Source organism: Marinifilum sp. JC120, assembly GCA_004923195.1.
Taxonomy (GTDB): domain Bacteria; phylum Desulfobacterota; class Desulfovibrionia; order Desulfovibrionales; family Desulfovibrionaceae; genus Maridesulfovibrio.
Genome location: RDSB01000006.1, coordinates 97,744 through 116,101 on the forward strand (window position 1 = coordinate 97,744; position 18,358 = coordinate 116,101).

Genomic DNA, 18,358 nt, shown 5'->3' on the forward strand with positions numbered 1-18,358 from the left:
CTTTTTTTGTGTCTTCTGTCGATCTATTCTTCATGATGAAAAATAAAAAGTTATTGACAAACGATAATTCATTGCCGTAAGTCGTGAATCATAAAACGGGTGATAATATTTTTAGTTAGGAGTTTTTCATGGATAAAATTAGAAAGATGAGCATCTTTTTGAAATATGTTTTTTGGTTGCTGTTGATTTCTATCCCGGTGTTCGAAGTGGCGGGGTGGTTGTTTTTTGATGGATATGATTCGTGGCTTGTTCCTGAAGTTATGTTCGACTTTGAGGATGAGGTCTTTCCGGTGGTGATGACTCAGACCACCAGAATTCTGGGAGTGGTAGTGACCTTGCCTCAAGTGTTGCTTGATATGTTCTGTATGTGGCAGATGGTTAAGCTTTTCTCACTATATGAAGCCGGTAATATCTTTACTGCCGAGAATTCAGCCTGCTACAGGCGTGCGGCTTGGGCTTTTTTAATCTGTGAAGTGATAAATCCTTTTGTTCAGGCCGGGACTAGTTACGTGATCAGTATGAATAATGAAGTGGGAGAGCGGTTTGTGACTGTTGGTATAGATGATGCCAACATCGGAACTATAATTGTTGCCTGCGTGATTCTGGCAATTTCGTGGGTCATGGATGAAGGACGCAAGCTTCAGGACGAAGCGGAACTTACTATTTAAGGGGTTGATATGGCGATACTTATTAACCTCGATGTAATGCTGGCAAAGCGGAAGGTTGCATCAAAAGATCTGGCTGAGGCTGTAGGGATTACTCCGCAGAATCTGTCCGTGCTTAAGACCGGGAAGGCTAAGGCCATCAGGTTCAGCACCCTTGATGCTATTTGTAAATTCTTGGAGTGCCAGCCTGGTGATATTCTTGAGTTTCGGGACGAAGAGGGAACTGTAAATATTTAAGGACTCCCCTTATTCGGGCCGGGTTATGGTTGGCCCGGCTTGCGGCAGAACCGGCCTCCCCCGGTTCTGTCTTTTTTTCCCGTATTTCGGGAAGGAAGAGATATGACTGATCATATTGAAAAGAGAGAAATTGATGTGGCTTCCCTTACAGAGAATAAAAAAGGGCGATGGAAAAAATGGTTTTTCTTGTTGGGTTTGCTGTTAATTGCAGGGGGAGTGTTTACTGCTTTTCTTGATGGCAGCGAGGATGCGGTCGAATATAAGACTGCTGTTGCGCGGGTTGGGAATTTTACAGTTGATGTTGCGGCCAGCGGAACTTTGCAGCCGCGTAACAAGGTTATCGTGGGCTGTGAAATTTCAGGTACCATTAATAAAATTTACAAAGATTACAACGATAAAGTGGTAAAGGGAGAACTGCTGGCCCGCATGAGTACTGACGAGTTGCAGGCTCGCGTGAATCAGCTTCGTGCGGCTCTTGAATCTTCTCGCGCGAATGTCCGTAAATCTGAAGTCGATTTGAAAGATAAGAAAAACGAATGCGTGCGCATGGGCAAGCTGCGTAATAAAAATGCGGTCTCGCAGAAAAAATTTGATAGTGCTGTGACCGCCCGCGATATGGCTGACGCTCATCTGGCAGAAGCGAAAGCCATGGTTCGCCGTGCGGAAGCCAACCTGAATGAAGCAGCAGCAAACCTCAAAAAAGCTTCCATCACTTCGCCCATTGACGGCCTTGTGCTTACCCGCCACGTGGAGGCCGGGCAGGCTGTCTCTTCGGGGATGAACACCCCGCAGCTTTATACCTTGGCCACCAGCCTTAAGGATATGCGCCTTGAGCTTAATATCGATGAAGCCGACGTAGGTAAGATCAGATCCGGGCAAACAGCCGTATTCACGGTTGATGCCTATGCCGGGAAAAAATTCCCTGCCAAGCTTATCAAACTGCGTTATGCCCCGCAGAGGGTACAGGGCGTAGTTACTTACGTGGGAATTTTTTCCGTGAACAACAAGGATTTGCTCCTGCGTCCGGGTATGACCGCAGCCGCAAAAATAGAAATTGAAAAGGTCCGGGATAAATTGTTGCTTCCTAACGGGGCCTTGCGTTTTTCTCCGGCGGATGCCGTTCCTGAGAATTCCAGAAACACTCCTTCCTCAAAGAATGCAAATATCTGGGTTCTCAGGGACGGTGTTCCGCAAAAAGTGGCTGTGCGTAAGGGCAGCAGCAATGGTCGGTTTACCGCGATTGTAGAAGGCCACCTTTCAGCCGGTGACGAGGTTGTTCTTTCCCGTGTCGAGAAAGTCGCCGAGAACAGCATGGCATTCACATTTGAATAGGCGGGCAGGGTAATGATTGAACTGAAGAATATTAGCCGTGTTTACAATACCGGAGGGGCCGAGGTTCGCGCTCTGGACGGCATTGATATGACCATTGAAAATGGCGAATTTGTGGCGGTCATGGGCAGTTCCGGTTCCGGTAAGTCCACAACAATGAATATCCTCGGCTGTCTGGATGCCCCCTCTTCCGGCAGTTATCTCTTTGAAGGTCTTGATGTTACCTCGCTGGACAGAAGTCAGAAGGCCCGGTTGCGTCGCAGATATCTCGGTTTTGTCTTTCAGGGCTTTAATCTGCTCAGCCGTACAACTGCCCTTGAGAATGTGGAGTTGCCCCTTGTATACCGCGGTCTTGCAAAGAATGAACGGCGCAAGATGGCTTACGCCGCTCTGGATAAAGTAGGCCTTGCTGACCGGGCCATGCATACCACCACGGAGATGTCCGGCGGTCAGCAGCAACGAGTGGCCATTGCCCGGGCCATTGTCTGTAATCCTTTCCTGCTTCTTGCTGACGAACCTACTGGTAACCTTGATTCCGCACGCAGTACCGAGATCATGCAATTATTGACTTCCTTACAGGCCGAGCACGGCATCACTGTGGTCATGGTTACCCATGAACCGGAGATGGCCCTTTGGGCATCCCGCACTATAGAATTCAGGGACGGCAAGATAATCAAGGAAGGTCACTGATGTTTTTGCAAGCTGTTCTGCTCTCTTTCCGGACCCTGCTGCGTAACAAACTCCGTTCCTGCCTGACAGTACTCGGTATTGTAATCGGCGTGGGGTCGGTTATTGCCGTTGTGGTTATCGGGCAGGGGGCCAGCCGGAAACTTACCGATGAAATTTCCAGCCTCGGCAGCAAGATGATCATGATTTATCCTGACGAGGAAAACGGGGTCGGATTCGCCGGGGAAACATCGAACCTTATTCCATTCAAGAATTCCGATGTGGAGGCCATTAAGCGGGAGTTTCCAGACTGCGGGGGAGTTGCTCCTGTTGCTGAATCCGGGGCGGTGGCGGTGTTCGGGAGTAATAATTGCCGGACGTCAGTAACCGGGACTGAAAGCAGCTATTTCGCCATCAGGAACTGGAAGCTAAAGTTCGGTAGGCTTTTCAGCTCAAGTGAAGAAAGGGTCGGTAAATCCGTATGTATCATTGGTGAAAAGGTCAGCAAAAATCTTTTTAAAGGAATGGACCCTATCGGTTCCTCCATCCGTATTGACCGTTTTGCCTATCAGGTCATCGGTGTGCTTAAATCCAAGGGCGGTTCCATGGTCGGCAAGGAGCAGGATGATGTTATCCTTGTGCCGCTCAAGGTTTTGCAGCGTAGAATTTCAGGAACCAAGGATGTGGACCTGATTCTGGTTGGTTGCGGGCCCGGTCAGGATTCCACCACCCTCAAGCGGCAGCTTAAGCAGGTCATGATTGAACGGCGTCCGGTTCCCCCCGGACACGGGAATAATTTTGCCATTGAGGATATGAAGGAAATTATCAAGACGGTTGAGAAACAGACCGGGACCTTCACCACTTTTATTAGTGCCATTGCTGCCATCAGTTTGCTGGTGGGCGGAATCGGAATCATGAATATTATGCTTGTCTCCGTAACTGAAAGAACCCGTGAAATCGGCATCCGTATGGCAGTGGGCGCACAGGAAAACGATATATTGATTCAGTTTCTTGTGGAAGCTGTCGTGCTTTCGCTTTTTGGTGGGGTGCTGGGCATTTCTCTCGGTTTGGTTATCCCTATGTTTGTCACCAGCTACATGAAGATTCCATTTGTAATTGATATGCGCATTATCTTGATAAGTTTTGTCTTCTCCGGGCTGGTCGGTATTGTGTTCGGCTATTTTCCCGCCCGCCGCGCCGCGCGTATGAATCCTATTGATGCTTTGCGGCATGAGTGATTTTTCGTTTTTGATTCAAGCCTGTTTATTGTTGTCTTGTATAAATTTAATAGGCTTGTTTTTTGACGTGGTTGGAATGTATTTTTGCAAGACAGAAACTGGGTAACGCGTTATGTTTAACTTCGAGTAGTAAGTTGCTTATAGCTATATGGAGTTAAAATGCCTCAGATGATCCCCAAGGAATTTGCAAATATTAGGGAGTTACTAATCTCCAATGGTATAAAAACTTTATTTCAGCCTATTGTTGCGATCGATAGGAAGGATGTTGTTGGGTTTGAAGCTTTTTCTCGTGTTAGGTTACCGGATAAAGGCGGTAGTGACGCAACCTTGGTTGATTTGTTCGGCACAAATTTAAAACCTGCTGAATTGTATGAAATTGATAAGGCTTGTTGTCGGCAGACGTTGCGTAGATTCAAAAAGTTTTTGCAGCAAAGGAAATCACTTTGTGTGTTTATGAATCTTGAAATGAGGGTGATAAGTAATTCCTGTTGTGACAGGCATTTTATCTCTGAGGTTGTCGAGGAGGTTGATGTTCCGGCTCATAATATTGTTATTGAAATTTCTGCTGAGTGTCTTTCAGACCCAAAAGGATTACCGTTTGTGGAATTTTGCCGCGGTAAAGGTTTTCAGATTTCAATTGATAAAGTTGAGCACAGTTCAAGGCTTCTGGCTATTCTTCTTGAGAGCAGACCGGACTATATTAAATTGCAACGCTCTGTATGGAGTAATCCCGCTGATTCCACCTACAATATAGGAAGCCTTGAATATATTGTAAAAAACTGTGCTAATATTGAATGCACTCCAATTGCTTTGGGTGTTGAGGATGAAGACGAGGCTTTATACCTATTGCAGGCTAATATGTTCTGTCATCAGGGGTATTACTATACGAAAGATGAAAACTGTACTGGGAGTGAATGCAATTCTGTAGGTGGTTTTCTTGAATCTGTGAACCGGATTAATCAAAAATTCATAATGTTGCAATCAGAACGGATCAGGGACCGCAAAGAACATTTTTTCAATATAAGGGCGCAAATCAAGAGTCTTACAAGTTTATTTGCTGATGTGAATGCGGATCGTTTTGAGCCGACCATGCGCCAGATACTTGGCCGGTATGATGAAGTTTTATCGGTATTTATTATTGATGAGAATGGTATACAGCTCACCCCGAGGCTGGCCCGGGATATGTTAAAGGATGATCCCAAACAGTGTTGGGCTGCGAGATCCAAGGGAAGTGATCATTCCATGCGTGATTATTTCATGCATATTCTATTGGGGTATGAAAATTTTGTAACTCCACCGCACCCTTCTCCATTCAGTGAATCGGATACTGTTTTGGTTTCATTCAGATTTTTTAGTGGATTCAGTCATTGGTACATGCTCTGCGTTGAATATCCGGCAAAATAAAAATCCCCGCAACCGTGAAGGCTGCGGGGATTTCTATAGTTCGAACTAAGCTTTGAATTACTTCTTGGCTTTTTTCTTGGGCAGCTTGATTTTGCCGGTCTGTTCCATCATGTCGCGTTCTGCTGACGGGGCGCGGTGTACAGGTTTCATGTACAGGCTCTGTGTCGGGCAGGCGTCAACGCAGATGGAGCAGTAGACACATGCGAAAGGATCGCAGATCCATGTTCCGGTGCCGCTTTCTTTGTCTTTGGTGACGGTAATGCACTGTGAAGGGCATTTAATCTGGCATTTTTTGCAGAAAATGCACTCGTCAATGTTATTGAACAGTTCACCTCTGTAGCGTTCAAAAGGCTCACGTTTCTCGATGGGGTACATACGAGTGGAGCTTTTTGAAAGGAGGTTCTTCAGTACAGTGGGAGTCATGTTAAGCATGTCTCGGCCTCCTAGCGTTCCGTGCAGCTGATGCACGGGTCGATTGACAGAATGATAACCGGAACATCAGCCAGTTCGCAGTTCGGAAGCATCGCCAGAAGAGGCGGTACGTTAGCGAACGTGGGTGTTCTGATGCGGACCCTGTCAAGGAACTTCTTGCCGCTACCTTTAATGTAGTAGAGGCATTCACCGCGGGGCTGTTCCACGCGGGTTATGATTTCGCCTTCGGGATTACCTTTGCAGGGAGCTGCAAGATCGCCCTGAGGCATGCCTGCAAGGGCCTGTCTTACGAGGTCGACGGACTGTAGTGTTTCCCGGAAGCGAACTGTGGAGCGAGCCCAACAGTCGCCAGCGGTTTCTACAATCGGTTCGAAGTCGATTTTGTCGAATGCGGAGTACTTAAGCAAACGCATGTCGGAAGCAACGCCGCTACCGCGCAGGGTCGGGCCTGCTGCGCCGAGTTCGTAGGCCTGTTCCTTGGTCAGGACACCTACGCCTTTGGTACGGTGGCAGACAGTGTAGTCATCCATGATGGTGTTCTGGATTTCTTTGATTTCCTTTTCGGCTGTGTCGAGTTCGGAAAGAATCCAGGAGCACATTTCAGGAGTCAGATCCTGACGGACACCGCCAACAATGTTGACAGAGGTGATAACACGGCTGCCGGTGGTGGCTTCGTTGATGTCCATGATGCGTTCACGGATACGCCAGAACTGCATGAACAGGGCTTCGAAGCCGAATGCATCGGCAAAGAGTCCCAGCCAGAGCAGGTGGCTGTGCATGCGGTGAAGTTCACTCCATGCGGTGCGGAGGTATTCGGCTCTTCTGGGAACCTCGATTCCCATGATCTCCTCAATGCCCTGACAGTAGCACATTGAGTGGATATTGGAGCAGATACCGCAGACGCGTTCTACGACCTGGATCATCTGGTGATAATCGCGGATCTCAGCGAGTTTTTCCAACCCTCTGTGAACGTAGCCGAGTGCGGGAATGGCCTCCAGTACGATCTCGTCTTCCACGACAAGCTTCACATGCAGCGGCTCCGGGAGAACCGGATGCTGCGGACCGAAAGGTATGATGGTACGTGCCATAATTTACCCTATAGTTGTTTTCGTCTTGGGTTCATCCGGGAAGACGAGTTATTTTTTTATTTTCATCGCCTTCGTGTTGTTACACATGGGGACGATGGTTATTTCATCATCAAGATACAGCTTGCGTCCAAAATCGAGTACCAGACCGTCGAATTTAATATCGAACTGGTCCTGTAATTCGTTTTCGATGAGCAGAGCTGCGAAGTACACGCCGCTGATAGAGGGCACGGGCTTGTCCATGTTCACGGTCAGGCGCAGGTTGGTGAGTACTTCATTTTTATCAAAGTGGTAGATGATGTCCGCTTGGCCTTCACCGATGTTGGTGCAGGAGAAGGTGACCATGCGCTGTCCGTCACTCTTCATCTTGGATACTTCGCCTACCAGGCTTTCCAGAGTTATATCTATCTGATTTTCAATCACGATCTTATCCCTCGTAATGTTTAGCCTTTGAGACCTTCAAACTTGGCAAGGGCTGTGACCACGCCGTCGATGATGGCTTCGGGTTTCGCAGGGCAACCGGGGACATAAACATCAACCGGGATTACCTTGTCGATCCCGCCAAGAACGTTGTAGCACTCGCGGAAAATACCGCCGGACAGACCGCAGGCACCGATAGCGATAACACCTTTGGGATCAGGCATCTGATCGTAGATGTTACGCAGTACCTTTGCGTTTCTGGGGTTGACGGTTCCGGTTACCAGAAGGACGTCGGCATGTTTTGGGTTACCCACGTTGACAACACCGAAACGTTCAACGTCATACAGCGGTGTCAGGCATGCCAGAACTTCGATATCGCAGCCGTTGCAGCTTCCGCAGTCAAAATGCATGATCCACGGAGACTTGGCGCGTGAATTTTCAATGAATTTCTTGAACATAAGCTTAACCTGCGTACAGCCAGATGAGGTTGACGAAAGACATGGCCAGACCGATGCTCCAAACGTATTTAAGCATCCAGCGCCAGGTCATGCGCGCCATTGTGTTATCAATGATCAGCTCTGCAAAGTAGGTGGAGGCGATCAAGAGTACGCAACCTACCAGGCTGGTGTGCCAGAAGAGTGCACAAATACCGAGGATGAAAATGGTCTCGTACCAGTGGCCGATTTCAATAATGCCAAGGTAGGGACCGGAGAACTCGGTAAGCATGCCTTTGACCAGCTCCTGGTGCCCGTGATGGGAAGTGGAGAAGTCAAAGGGTGATTTTCTTAGCTTGATGGTCAGAGCATAACCAAGGACAACAAACATAAGCGGCAGTTGGACCAGCAGCGGCTGTTCGTAGGCCAGAATCTCATCGATCCTGAAGCTTCCGGTAACCATGAAGATGGATGCGAAAACGAGGATCAGCAGAGGTTCGTAAGTCAGGACCTGAATCAGTTCGCGCTGTGAACCGACCTGGCTGTAAGGGGACGGAGTAGAAAGACCGCCCATTACCAGGAAGACAGCACCGATAGCCTGAACAAAGAAGATCAGGAGCAGGTCGCTTCCGGCAAAGAGAAGACCGACAGACAGGGCAGCTGCAATGAGGTAAACCCATGAGCAGAATACCTGCCAGAAGTTGCTGACGACTTTGTCTTTACCGAACAGTTTGGCAACATCATAAAAGGGCTGCAAGATCGGAGGACCAAAGCGGGATTGCAGACGGGCAGTAACCCGTCTGTCAAGTCCGGCAATAAGGCCGCCCAGAACAGGCGCAATAACGATGCCGAGTATTATGAGAATGATTGTTTGCATTACAGAGCCCCTCCCAGCATAAGAACGATGAGAGCAAGAGCAACGAAGTTGACCCAGAGGGTGAGTTTTCCTTCACCGAAGAACTCTTTCATGTAGTAGTTACTTGCCTTGAGTTCTACCGGGCCGTTCATGGGTCCGATAAAGGACTGAACACCGGCTTCAGGAACGTTGGCACCACACATGTAAGTCTGGGAAGTCTTATCGCTTGCAGACTTCTTGGTCTCAATCCATGAGTAGATGAACGCGGCGGCAAGGATGATAAAGATGGGGTATACAGCAAAAACACCCATGGGTGATGTGAATACGCCAGCAGTAATTTCAAAGGACTTGCCGACCATAGGCTCGATGAGCTTGGTGTAGATCACAGGCGAGAAGAAAGACAGCACCACTGCGATACCGGCAAGAGCGGTAAGGGTGAGTCTTGTCAGTACGGACTGGGATTCTGCGGGAACTTTGTCACGCAGGGGAGCGGTGAGCAGGATACCTGCCCATCTGGCCCAGAATACCAAAGAAAGCGCACTACCGAGTGCAAGCATGGTGATGACGAACATGTCACCGGATGCGGATTCAATGGCCATCCACTTACCGAGCAGAACGCCGAAGGGAGGCAGCAGCATGGTCATGACGCCCACTATGGTGATAACCGCAGTGCGGGGCATCTTGAGGTACAGGCCGTGCATATCTTCGATGTCGCGACTGCCGATACCATGCTCAATTGTGCCGACGCACAGAAAGAGCAGAGCCTTGGAGGCTGCGTGGAAGATGATCAGGATGATTGCTGCGGTGATGGCCCAACTGGTATTAAGACCGGCACAACAGATGATCAATCCAAGGTTACTGATAGTTGAATAGGCAAGGATCTTTTTACCGTTGCTCTGGCTGATCGCAATGGCAGCACAGGCAAGGAAGGTAAAGGCGCCACAGAGTGCTATACCCTGACTGAGGAAGGTTCCTGCGTAAGCGGGAGCAAGTCTCAGTACGATGTATACACCGGCCTTAACCATAGTGGAGGAGTGAAGCAGTGCGGAGACCGGAGTCGGCGCAACCATCGCTCCAAGCAGCCAGCTCTGGAACGGAACCTGAGCAGCTTTGGTGAACCCGGCGAGACAGAGCAGACCCAGAGGAGCAAGCATAAGGCCGCCCATGGGACCGGCCTGAATGATGACCTGAAGGTCAAGGGAACCGGTTTCAGCGTAGGCCCAGATCATACCGAAGACGAAAGCAACACCGCCGAGTGCGTTAAGCATCAGGGCGCGGGTAGCGTTCTTGACCGCAATCTGGGTCTGGTCATGCCCGATGAGCATGAAAGAGCAGAAGGTGGTCACTTCGAAGAAGAAGTAGAGCCAGAGAATGTTGTTGGAAAGGACCAGCCCGTTCATTGCTCCGAGGAACAGAACGAGAAAGAAGAAGAATTGCGGCTGGCGTGATTTTACCAAGTGCAGATGTTCCTCATGCTCCTTCATGTACGGAATCGCAAAGAAACAGATAAGCGATCCGATGACGGAGATGACGGCAACCATGATCAGGGAAAGACTGTCCGCAAAGATAGCAGGAGTCTCAACCGCATGGTCGACGAAGAACATTTCAAACACAGCAAGCGGGATGATCTGTAAGATCACGAAGATCTTGATCATCTGGTTTTTGAGTTTGAAAGCGTAATAGAGCATTACGAAAAGCAGGGCAAAATCCGCCAGGGTTATTATGGAATCCCAGCTGATTCCAACAATTGTACCTGGAGAATAGGTAAAAGTCCCTTGTCCGAGAAGAGCAAGGGAGACCGCGGCAAGAACTACTCCTGTGCAGAGAACGATCAGAGATCTGATCGCGCTGACACGCAAAAAGTAGCAGCCGACAGCAGCCACCAAGGGCAACAAGATGGCCAGAACTAACATCATGGGCAACATACGGACCTCACTGTAACGCGATGTTGTACCAGATTTTAAAAAAAACGCCTCAGCCGTGTTATCTTTTTAGGTTTTGTGTAACTCTTGAAAATGTTTCACAATAATCACCTAAACTGTACAAATTAGTCTTCAAAATTTGAAGAAAAGTCAACAGCTAATTGAGATGAGATGGGTTTATCTACCTATAGAAATTGCTGATAATTGGAAAATATTTTGTGAAAAAATGAACCAGCTCTACCGCTGGTAGTGGTTAAATCTATTGTTAATGCCGATTTTTCGGGATAGAAACTATTTTATGAGTAAATGGGGAATTAAGAGTAATCAAATTTTTCGGCGGGTATTTTTTTGCTGTCTGGTAATTTTGATTTCCGGGTGCGGCAAGAAGACAATCGGAGTGCCCGGGGCAGGCAGTGGTGGGCCGGTTTTGCACTCTTCTTTAAAATATTCTGTGGTGAAAAGTGCACGGACTCAGGTCGGCAAGCCGTACAAATGGGGAGGGGCGTCTCCCAATGAAGGGTTTGATTGTTCCGGTCTGGTCTGGTGGGTCTTTCAGCGGCACGGAATACGTGTCCCGCGGGTTTCGTGGCAGCAGAAAAATGCGGGGAGAGCTATACGTAGAAGTGATATTCAGGCCGGGGATATAGTTCTTTTTAGAATTCCGGGGCAGGGCAAGAGTCTGCATACCGGGATATATTCCGGGAACGGTTATTCCTTTATTCATAGCCCTAAGAGCGGGCATACGGTGCGCGAAGAGTCCATGGAGAAGAATTATTGGCGCAAATATTATATCGGGGCGCGCCGGGTTATAAAATAAAAAACGGGAAGTCGCTGAGTGCGACTCCCCGTTTCTACTTAAATGTCTATTGATATCTATTGTACAGTGGAGCAGGTCGGAGGCTGAATGTGAGCTCCGCTGCCTGCGTTGCCCAATCTTTCCACGTAATTCTTTACTTCATCCTGCTCTCTCCAGCCGGAGTAAAGCTCTTTCCAGTCAGTGAAAGTCATTACTTCGGATTCGAGGTAGGATTCGTGACCTTTGATCCAAAGATTGAAAAGGTACATTTCCATTTTGAAAGCTTTGGAATCGAAAACCTTGGGTACTATTTTATCGTTGTACTTGGTACCGTCAAAGCGTGAACCAATGTAGGAGCAGACGGTGTTCATGGATTTCTGCTGGTCAATTTCCTCATTGTTCATGAGGTCGAGCAATCCTTTCAGGCCGGGATATTCTTTTTCGACTTGGTTGGATACCTCGTCAGGAACTTTGACCATTAGTTTTTTGCCTTCTTCAAAGATGAAGTAGAATCTTGTCCAATGGTCGAACATGAATACTTCGGTTATATCTTCAACGGCTCTATCAAATGCTTTGTTTGTCTTAGCTTTCTTCATGGTTTTCTCCTCGCAGGCTTTTTGCCGGGGAGAAATACTCCGCTCCGGCAGGGAACGTTTTATATGTTCATGATGCGGCCTGTAGTCAAGGGTTAAAATCGAGCGTCATTAAATTTGCCTTTAGTTTTAGTGTGTTAGATTGTGAAAAAAATATTTTGTTAAAGAATGTGTGACACTCGGCGATTTGTGCCAGCTTAAGTTCTTTACAATTGATCCCTTTTTAGGGTAGTGACTCCTTCTTTGCAGCATAAAATCGTGCAGCAAGTACGAAAAAAATATTCAGGAGGTCCTCCAGATGGGTAGGCACAAAAAGATCGAAAGAAAGAAAGAACTTAAGCGTAAACGTCACCGCAGAGCTAAAAGAATCAAAGCTCGCATCGCAGAAGCAAAGGCTGCCGCAGCTAGCTAAGTTATTTTACTGATCTGTTTCAGTTCCCGCACGGGCCTTGCCCGGCAATAAGCGGGACTGATCCGGTTCAGCCCCTCATATTCAGGGACAGGTCCGCCAACTTCTATTTTGAGGTATGGCGTGCCTTTTTTATTGGAGGGTATTATGCCGATTTATGAATACCAATGTCATGAATGTCAGCAGATATTTGAAGAATGGCAGACAAGCTTTGAAGATAAGGAACTGGAGTGTCCGGTCTGCGGTGGTTTAGCCACCAAGGTTCTGTCCAATTCCAGCTTTGTACTCAAAGGCGGAGGCTGGTATTCTTCAGGGTACTGTAAAACCGACTCGGCGGCCGGGAAAACCGGTAGCTCAAGTCCGGCAGGAAGCGGTACCAGTGCATCCACCTCATCGGATTCTTCCGCAAAGAGTTCCGACAGCGCATCAAGTTAGCTGATAAAAGGCCAGACGGCCCGGTGTATTCCGGGCCGTCTGTTTTTTTGCGCGGCGAATCCATCCGATAAAATATCCCTGTGTCTTGTCCCGGTCTGCCATTTATAATATGGTTGGCCCTGATCGTCTTGAACATTACCTCATTTTCTCAACAACTAACCGGAATTGGTAAAATGATTGAAAGATATACCCGTCCCGCAATGGGTGAACTGTGGACTCTGGAGAACCGCTTCAGAGTGTGGCTTGAAGTTGAAGTCGCTGTCTGCGAAGCATGGCATAAACTTGGTCGTATTCCTGCTGAAGACATGGAGATTATCCGTGAAAAAGCAGATTTCGAATTGGACCGCATCCTTGAAATCGAGGAAAAGACCAAGCATGACGTCATCGCTTTCCTGACCGCAGTGGAAGAGAAAGTCGGTCCTTCTTCCCGCTTCATCCACCTTGGCTGCACATCTTCAGATATTGTCGATACCGCTAACGGCGTAATGCTCAGCCGTGCCGGGAAGATGATTCTGGCCGACCTTGATGAATTTCTCGAAGCCCTTAAAGAAATGGCTCACGCTAACATGGGTCGCATGTGCATGGGGCGTACCCACGGTATTCATGCCGAGCCTACCAGCTTTGGCCTGAAAATGGCCGGTTTCTACGCCGAGTTCTCCCGCCATCGTGAGCGTATCGCCGATGCTCTGAAGAGTGTCAGCGTGGGTAAAATCTCCGGTGCAGTTGGAACTTATGCCCTGCTGGATCCCGAAGTGGAACGCATTTCCTGCGAATTGCTCGGAATCGGTGTGGACCCCATCTCTACCCAGATTGTGCAGCGTGACCGCCACGCGGACTTTTTCACCGCACTGGGCATGCTCGGCGGCGGTATTGAGCGTCTCGGCGTTGAACTGAGACACCTCCAGCGTACTGAGGTTCTGGAAGTTGAAGAAGGCTTCAGCAAAGGTCAGAAAGGTTCTTCCGCCATGCCTCATAAAAAGAACCCCATTTCTGCTGAAAACCTTTGTGGTCTTTCCCGACTACTGCGTACCAACGGGCTTGTTGCCATGGAAAACATGCCTCTTTGGCATGAGCGTGACATCAGCCACTCCTCCGTGGAAAGGGTCATCATGCCTGACTCCACCATCCTCGCCGACTACATTCTCGCCCGCATGACCGGAGTCATCAAAAGGCTGAAGATCAACGGCGATAACATGGATCGCAATCTCATGGCTTCCTACGGCCTTTTCTACTCTCAGAGAGTTCTCATCGCGCTGGTGGAAACCGGGCTTGAGCGTCAGAAGGCTTACGAAATGGTTCAGAAAGTGGCTATGCATTGCTGGGAAAATAAGGTTTCCTTTCCGGATGAAGTCCGTAAAGATGAAACTATTAATTCCCACCTTGATAGCGGAGCTCTGGATGAAGCTTTTGATATGGACTATTACACCCGCTATGAAGAGATGATTTTCAAAAGAGTGTTCGGTGAATAGTTTGAAAAGTTGTGCTTTGAACTGATTTTTAGTCCCGGTGCAGTTGTTTCAGCTGTGCCGGGTCTTCTTTTTTGCAGTACTTATACATTCATGTTAGGGTCTTAAAAAGCTGCTTTTTAATAGTGAAAAAGTGTTGTAAGGAAGCTGATTGGAAAGACAGTTTATGCGACTTTGAGATTGTGTAAGTTGTTGATTAATGAATCAAATGTTTGATGTATATCCTTAATTCTTTTTAATGAATTTTATATCGTCATTTTGTCGTGCAGGGCGATGGAGTATCGGGTTCGGAATGATGCATTTAATGAGAATTTTTACGGCAGTCTTTTTTCTGCTGTCAGGCTTTTCTTCCCTTTGTTTTGCCGAAGGGTGGGAACCTGTAATTGATCCGACTTCGCTGGTCCCTGAATATGTTGTTGCTGTGGATAAGAATTCCCAGAAACTGCATCTGCTGATTCATAGAAGTCCTTTGCACGCTGAGGCAAGTTTTACCTGTGCTACCGGACAGGTTGCAGGGGATAAGATTGTCGAAGGTGATCTTAAGACCCCGGAAGGCGTTTATTTTACCACTGGAAAAAGAACCGGCTTGAAAAATTTTACCCTTTACGGGGAGATGGCTTTCCCATTGGATTTTCCTAATCCGGTGGATCGCATTAAAGGCAAGACCGGGTACGGAATTTGGATTCATGGCCGGGGCAAGGATCTTGTGCCCATGGATACTCAGGGCTGCGTTGCATTGGTCAATCCTGATATGGATTATCTTGATAAAAAGATAAAACCCGGAACACCGGTAGTTATCGGGGAAAAGGTCAGTTGGAACAATGCAGCTGACGGTCAGTCTGACGAATCCGCAGAGCTGGAAAAGCTGGTCCGTAAATGGGCTGCTGATTGGGAAGCCCGTGATGACGGTTTTTTTGCGGCTTATTCTCCGAAGTTGTTTGCAAAGTCCGAGAGACGTTCATTCAAGGCTTTTGAAAACAGGAAGAAAAGAATTTTTTCCCGCGCCGGGTGGATCGATATAGAACTGTATAACCTGCATGCCCTGAGCGGTCCTGATTATTGGGTCACTTGGTTTGACCAGTATTACCGTTCCGGTAAACTTTCCTCTTCTTCGTCCAAAAGGCTTTACTGGCAGAAAGAGGATGGAAAGTGGAAGATTGTAGGTCGTGAATACGGTCCCTCGATTCGTTCCCTTAAAGATAAGTACCTCGCCACCAAGCGCGAAGGGGTGGAAGTTTTCCTTAGCGAATGGAAAGAAAGCTGGCTTTCCGGGGATATGGATAAATATATTTCCCTGTATGATTCCCGGGCAAGACAAGGACGCCGAAGGGGAGCTGATTCCATCAAGAAAAATAAGCTTTCTATCTGGGAAGAGCGCAAGCCTTCATCTGTTGAATTCGACAAGGTTTCCCTGCGGGAACATCCACAAGGACTGCTCGTCTCTTTCAAACAGGAATATTCGGATTCTTCCGGTTACAGCGACAAAGGATTAAAAAAACTGGTCATCCGCCCGGAAAAGAACAGCTGGCGGATTGTTGACGAACAATGGAGAAAGCTCTGATGGGCAATACCAAGTACAATGTTCTTTTCATGCGGGACGACGACACTGTCAAACGCTATCGCCTCAGCCCTTTTTGGTTGAAGGTGCTTTTCTGGATTGTATTCATGCTCGCTGTTTGCGCTGGTGCCGGAGCGTGGTCCGGATATACATTCTGGAATGAGAATGTATATCTCAAGCAGGAAAAGATCGAATTGCAAAAGACGCTTAATGATGCTTCTGTCCAACTGGAGCGTTTGGAGAACGTCAATAAGATCCTTGATTCCTATGATCCCAATGAGTTGCAATCCCTGCTGGCTGCTGTCCCGGTGGAGGAAAAGAAGATTGAATCTACTCCGGTAGTGGATTTGAATAGGTTGCTTTTTTACAAGAATTTGATGCGGGCCGGGGTGGAGAATGTTAAAGTTCGCAAGTCCGGCAGTAGTCTGGCTCTGAGCTTCGACCTGAACAATTTACAGACCTCTTCCGCTTTGAGCGGGCTGGCCAAGGTCGAGTTGATTGAGAATAACGGCAAAGGCGTAAAGATCAAAGCTAACCGCAATGATTTGTCTTTCCATATTCAGCGTTTTAAGGTTGTCAGAACTCGGTTCGGTTTGCCTGCCGGAGCATCACTGAAAGATGTTTACGGTGTCAGATTGATGATCACTACTAAAGAGGGTGAGTTGATTTTCAGTGAAGTATATCCTTTGTCGCGCGTTCTTAATTAGTTTTTTTACTCTGTGTCTGGCCTTTCCGGCTACGGCTCAGCAGGTAAGGAACTATACCTTTTTCGAAGGTACACAGTACCCGCTCCGGGTTACCTGGGTTTTCGGTGATGAACCGGGACCGGTTATCATGGTGCAGGGCGGCATTCAGGGGGATGAGCTTTCCGGATTTTTTACTGCCCAGCTTTTGACCCGCTGTAAGGTGCGCAAAGGAAGTCTGATTATTGTTCCGCGGGCTAATGAGCCTTCAATTTTACGACGTACCCGGCAGATAAATGTCGATTTGAATCGCCGTTTCGATAAGGAATACAATAGTTTTTACGAAGACCGTCTTGCCCGGGCGATCCGTTTTCTCATTGGCGGTGCCGAAGGTTTTATCCATCTTCACGAGGGCAGTGGATTCTATAATTCCAAATACGTGAACAGCTTGCGCAATCCCAAGCGTTACGGGCAGTCTCTGATTATTGATGCTGCTGTTTACAAAGACATCCAGCTTGCTGAGATGTGTGAACGCACTATCAAGAAGCTTAATACCGACATTCGCAATAAGTCCTATTGGTTCACCCTGTTCAATACCAAGACTTTTGCCAAGGCCACCCAGTATCCTGAAATGTTGAAATCCTTGACCTGCTATGCTTTGCATGAGCGGGGCATCCCGGCCATGGCTGTGGAGGTTAGTAAGGATATTAAAGATCTCGGCTGGAAAGTTCGCCAGCAGCTGCGGGCCACGGTTTATCTGTTACGGGAATTCGGCCTTGAGCTGGAAGTCCCTGAATTTTCATTTCCAAAATCCCATAGAGGTCAGGGTTTTGAAGTTCTGATCAACGGCAAGCCTTTGCGCGGCAAGTCTATTGATCTGGTCCGTGGTGCGCCTGTTTCCACATCAGGTAAGGCTGTAATTGATTCCGGGCTTGAACCTGCTGTGGCCGTTTTTGCCAGTGACCGTCCTAATCTCAATCTGCTGACTGCTCCGCGTATGGCCTTGTCGCAATTTCCCGCTCTTGAAGTGCGTATTGACGGCAGCAGGCAGTCCAAATCCAGAGTGCGCTGGAAGGGCAGTAAGCCTGATCTGCCGGAAGTGAACGGACCGGTCTTTCTCTGTTGGTTGAATGGTCAGCCCCGTTTTATCAGTGCCGGGGCAACCTTACAGGCCGTAGAGGGAGATCAGATCATTCTGGAAGGAATTCTTGGCAGCAGCAAAGAAGAGATCCTTAATCTAAAGGGGTTCGTGGCCTCGGTAATGGTTAACAGCGGTCAGGATGTGGGGCATGAGATCATTGCCGATCCATCAAATTTTATGGAAAAGTACATGCTTGAAGGCCCGGACGGGATTTCACGTTACCGGGTTGTACGGGAAACTCCCGGCAAAAAACGTACAGAATTTTATCTGGCCATTGCTCCCCGTACAATTAAGGCTCTTGAATTGCAGGATGAGGATGGCAACCCAGACTTAGTGAACTGGACTAATGGAGAAAGCAGGCCGCTCAGACCTGACAGCTATGCATTGAAAGATGTCTGGAGTAACGGAGAACGTTGCAAAATTCAGCCTTTTGTTGATAATATTCCTATTTCGTGGGGCGAGACTTTTGATGTGCGGCCTGGCAAGGAAACGGTCTTGACCATGCGTCACACCACTACCTTTGTTCCGGTAGGACATATGATTTTTAAAGGAACGGATTATTTACAGACCCGGCTTGACCAGTAGTGTC

19 protein-coding genes are annotated in these 18,358 nt (G+C 48.1%); 12 read left to right on the plus strand and 7 right to left on the minus strand.

The annotated features are described in order from the left end of the window. Window positions 1–128 precede the first annotated feature (128 nt). The 6 genes from D0S45_07840 (at window position 129) to D0S45_07865 (ending at window position 5,539) form a co-directional block, all read left to right on the plus strand. Complete coding sequence (locus D0S45_07840; GenBank protein ID TIH17064.1) at window positions 129–668, plus strand: DUF2975 domain-containing protein; 540 nt, start codon at window positions 129–131, stop codon at window positions 666–668. A gap of 9 nt (window positions 669–677) precedes the next feature. Then, the gene (locus D0S45_07845; GenBank protein TIH17065.1) at window positions 678–902 is read left to right on the plus strand and encodes a transcriptional regulator; all 225 of its coding nucleotides are present in this window, start codon (window positions 678–680) and stop codon (window positions 900–902) included. Window positions 903–1,004: 102 nt separating this feature from the next. Continuing rightward, the gene (locus tag D0S45_07850) at window positions 1,005–2,234 is read left to right on the plus strand and encodes an efflux RND transporter periplasmic adaptor subunit (GenBank protein ID TIH17066.1); all 1,230 of its coding nucleotides are present in this window, start codon (window positions 1,005–1,007) and stop codon (window positions 2,232–2,234) included. Between the two features lie 12 nt (window positions 2,235–2,246). Continuing rightward, the gene (locus D0S45_07855; GenBank protein ID TIH17067.1) at window positions 2,247–2,921 is read left to right on the plus strand and encodes an ABC transporter ATP-binding protein; all 675 of its coding nucleotides are present in this window, start codon (window positions 2,247–2,249) and stop codon (window positions 2,919–2,921) included. Then, window positions 2,921–4,135, plus strand: a complete 1,215-nt coding sequence (locus tag D0S45_07860; protein ID TIH17068.1) for an FtsX-like permease family protein — start codon at window positions 2,921–2,923, stop codon at window positions 4,133–4,135. The genes D0S45_07855 and D0S45_07860 overlap by 1 nt, the downstream gene beginning before the upstream one ends. 159 nt (window positions 4,136–4,294) lie before the next feature. Continuing rightward, the gene (locus tag D0S45_07865; protein TIH17069.1) at window positions 4,295–5,539 is read left to right on the plus strand and encodes an EAL domain-containing protein; all 1,245 of its coding nucleotides are present in this window, start codon (window positions 4,295–4,297) and stop codon (window positions 5,537–5,539) included. Window positions 5,540–5,596: 57 nt separating this feature from the next. Here D0S45_07865 and D0S45_07870 read toward each other — a convergent pair whose 3' ends face one another. From D0S45_07870 to D0S45_07895, 6 genes are read right to left on the minus strand one after another with little or no spacing between them, the layout of a single operon-like run. After that, window positions 5,597–5,971 (minus strand): 4Fe-4S dicluster domain-containing protein, encoded by a 375-nt coding sequence (locus tag D0S45_07870; GenBank protein ID TIH17070.1) that lies wholly within the window; start codon window positions 5,969–5,971, stop codon window positions 5,597–5,599. Window positions 5,972–5,982: 11 nt separating this feature from the next. Next, complete coding sequence (locus tag D0S45_07875; protein TIH17071.1) at window positions 5,983–7,059, minus strand: NADH-quinone oxidoreductase subunit D; 1,077 nt, start codon at window positions 7,057–7,059, stop codon at window positions 5,983–5,985. 48 nt (window positions 7,060–7,107) lie between these two features. Next, window positions 7,108–7,479 (minus strand): NADH-quinone oxidoreductase subunit C, encoded by a 372-nt coding sequence (locus tag D0S45_07880; protein TIH17072.1) that lies wholly within the window; start codon window positions 7,477–7,479, stop codon window positions 7,108–7,110. Between the two features lie 20 nt (window positions 7,480–7,499). Further along, window positions 7,500–7,934: an NADH-quinone oxidoreductase subunit B gene (locus D0S45_07885; protein ID TIH17073.1), complete on the minus strand. Its 435-nt coding sequence runs from the start codon at window positions 7,932–7,934 to the stop codon at window positions 7,500–7,502. Between the two features lie 4 nt (window positions 7,935–7,938). Continuing rightward, window positions 7,939–8,787: an NADH-quinone oxidoreductase subunit H gene (locus D0S45_07890; GenBank protein TIH17074.1), complete on the minus strand. Its 849-nt coding sequence runs from the start codon at window positions 8,785–8,787 to the stop codon at window positions 7,939–7,941. Next, entirely contained in the window at window positions 8,787–10,691 is a 1,905-nt protein-coding gene (locus D0S45_07895) for an NADH-quinone oxidoreductase subunit L (protein ID TIH17075.1), read from the minus strand. Before D0S45_07895 ends, D0S45_07890 begins: the two co-directional genes overlap by 1 nt. 265 nt (window positions 10,692–10,956) lie before the next feature. On the opposite strand from D0S45_07895, the gene D0S45_07900 reads away from it, so the two are divergent. Next, window positions 10,957–11,505: a peptidoglycan endopeptidase gene (locus tag D0S45_07900; protein ID TIH17076.1), complete on the plus strand. Its 549-nt coding sequence runs from the start codon at window positions 10,957–10,959 to the stop codon at window positions 11,503–11,505. Between the two features lie 56 nt (window positions 11,506–11,561). Here D0S45_07900 and D0S45_07905 read toward each other — a convergent pair whose 3' ends face one another. After that, window positions 11,562–12,080: a hypothetical protein gene (locus D0S45_07905; GenBank protein ID TIH17077.1), complete on the minus strand. Its 519-nt coding sequence runs from the start codon at window positions 12,078–12,080 to the stop codon at window positions 11,562–11,564. Window positions 12,081–12,633: 553 nt separating this feature from the next. Between D0S45_07905 and D0S45_07910 the strand changes: the two genes are divergently transcribed. The 5 genes from D0S45_07910 to D0S45_07930 all read left to right on the plus strand — a co-directional run bounded on the left by D0S45_07910 (window position 12,634) and on the right by D0S45_07930 (window position 18,354). Continuing rightward, window positions 12,634–12,921: a zinc ribbon domain-containing protein gene (locus D0S45_07910; GenBank protein ID TIH17078.1), complete on the plus strand. Its 288-nt coding sequence runs from the start codon at window positions 12,634–12,636 to the stop codon at window positions 12,919–12,921. A 173-nt stretch (window positions 12,922–13,094) separates the two neighbouring features. Then, a complete protein-coding gene (locus D0S45_07915; GenBank protein TIH17079.1) occupies window positions 13,095–14,390 on the plus strand; it encodes an adenylosuccinate lyase in 1,296 nt (431 codons plus the stop codon). Window positions 14,391–14,625: 235 nt separating this feature from the next. Then, window positions 14,626–15,948 (plus strand): hypothetical protein, encoded by a 1,323-nt coding sequence (locus D0S45_07920; protein TIH17080.1) that lies wholly within the window; start codon window positions 14,626–14,628, stop codon window positions 15,946–15,948. Continuing rightward, window positions 15,948–16,652, plus strand: coding sequence for a hypothetical protein (locus D0S45_07925; GenBank protein TIH17081.1), 705 nt, complete (start codon window positions 15,948–15,950; stop codon window positions 16,650–16,652). The genes D0S45_07920 and D0S45_07925 overlap by 1 nt, the downstream gene beginning before the upstream one ends. Next, window positions 16,618–18,354, plus strand: coding sequence for a succinylglutamate desuccinylase (locus D0S45_07930; GenBank protein ID TIH17082.1), 1,737 nt, complete (start codon window positions 16,618–16,620; stop codon window positions 18,352–18,354). Before D0S45_07925 ends, D0S45_07930 begins: the two co-directional genes overlap by 35 nt. Window positions 18,355–18,358: the final 4 nt, after the last annotated feature.

Bases quoted from the DNA above. Each gene is read 5' to 3' on its own strand.
- D0S45_07890 (TIH17074.1), bottom strand. From the start codon at position 8,787: ATGCAAACAATCATTCTCATAATACTCGGCATCGTTATTGCGCCTGTT.
- D0S45_07860 (TIH17068.1), top strand. From the start codon at position 2,921: ATGTTTTTGCAAGCTGTTCTGCTCTCTTTCCGGACCCTGCTGCGTAAC.
- D0S45_07855 (TIH17067.1), top strand. From the start codon at position 2,247: ATGATTGAACTGAAGAATATTAGCCGTGTTTACAATACCGGAGGGGCC.
- D0S45_07850 (TIH17066.1), top strand. From the start codon at position 1,005: ATGACTGATCATATTGAAAAGAGAGAAATTGATGTGGCTTCCCTTACA.
- D0S45_07915 (TIH17079.1), top strand. From the start codon at position 13,095: ATGATTGAAAGATATACCCGTCCCGCAATGGGTGAACTGTGGACTCTG.
- D0S45_07865 (TIH17069.1), top strand. From the start codon at position 4,295: ATGCCTCAGATGATCCCCAAGGAATTTGCAAATATTAGGGAGTTACTA.
- D0S45_07870 (TIH17070.1), bottom strand. From the start codon at position 5,971: ATGCTTAACATGACTCCCACTGTACTGAAGAACCTCCTTTCAAAAAGC.
- D0S45_07920 (TIH17080.1), top strand. From the start codon at position 14,626: ATGAATTTTATATCGTCATTTTGTCGTGCAGGGCGATGGAGTATCGGG.
- D0S45_07845 (TIH17065.1), top strand. From the start codon at position 678: ATGGCGATACTTATTAACCTCGATGTAATGCTGGCAAAGCGGAAGGTT.
- D0S45_07925 (TIH17081.1), top strand. From the start codon at position 15,948: ATGGGCAATACCAAGTACAATGTTCTTTTCATGCGGGACGACGACACT.
- D0S45_07905 (TIH17077.1), bottom strand. From the start codon at position 12,080: ATGAAGAAAGCTAAGACAAACAAAGCATTTGATAGAGCCGTTGAAGAT.
- D0S45_07885 (TIH17073.1), bottom strand. From the start codon at position 7,934: ATGTTCAAGAAATTCATTGAAAATTCACGCGCCAAGTCTCCGTGGATC.
- D0S45_07910 (TIH17078.1), top strand. From the start codon at position 12,634: ATGCCGATTTATGAATACCAATGTCATGAATGTCAGCAGATATTTGAA.
- D0S45_07900 (TIH17076.1), top strand. From the start codon at position 10,957: ATGCCGATTTTTCGGGATAGAAACTATTTTATGAGTAAATGGGGAATT.
- D0S45_07875 (TIH17071.1), bottom strand. From the start codon at position 7,059: ATGGCACGTACCATCATACCTTTCGGTCCGCAGCATCCGGTTCTCCCG.
- D0S45_07895 (TIH17075.1), bottom strand. From the start codon at position 10,691: ATGTTGCCCATGATGTTAGTTCTGGCCATCTTGTTGCCCTTGGTGGCT.
- D0S45_07840 (TIH17064.1), top strand. From the start codon at position 129: ATGGATAAAATTAGAAAGATGAGCATCTTTTTGAAATATGTTTTTTGG.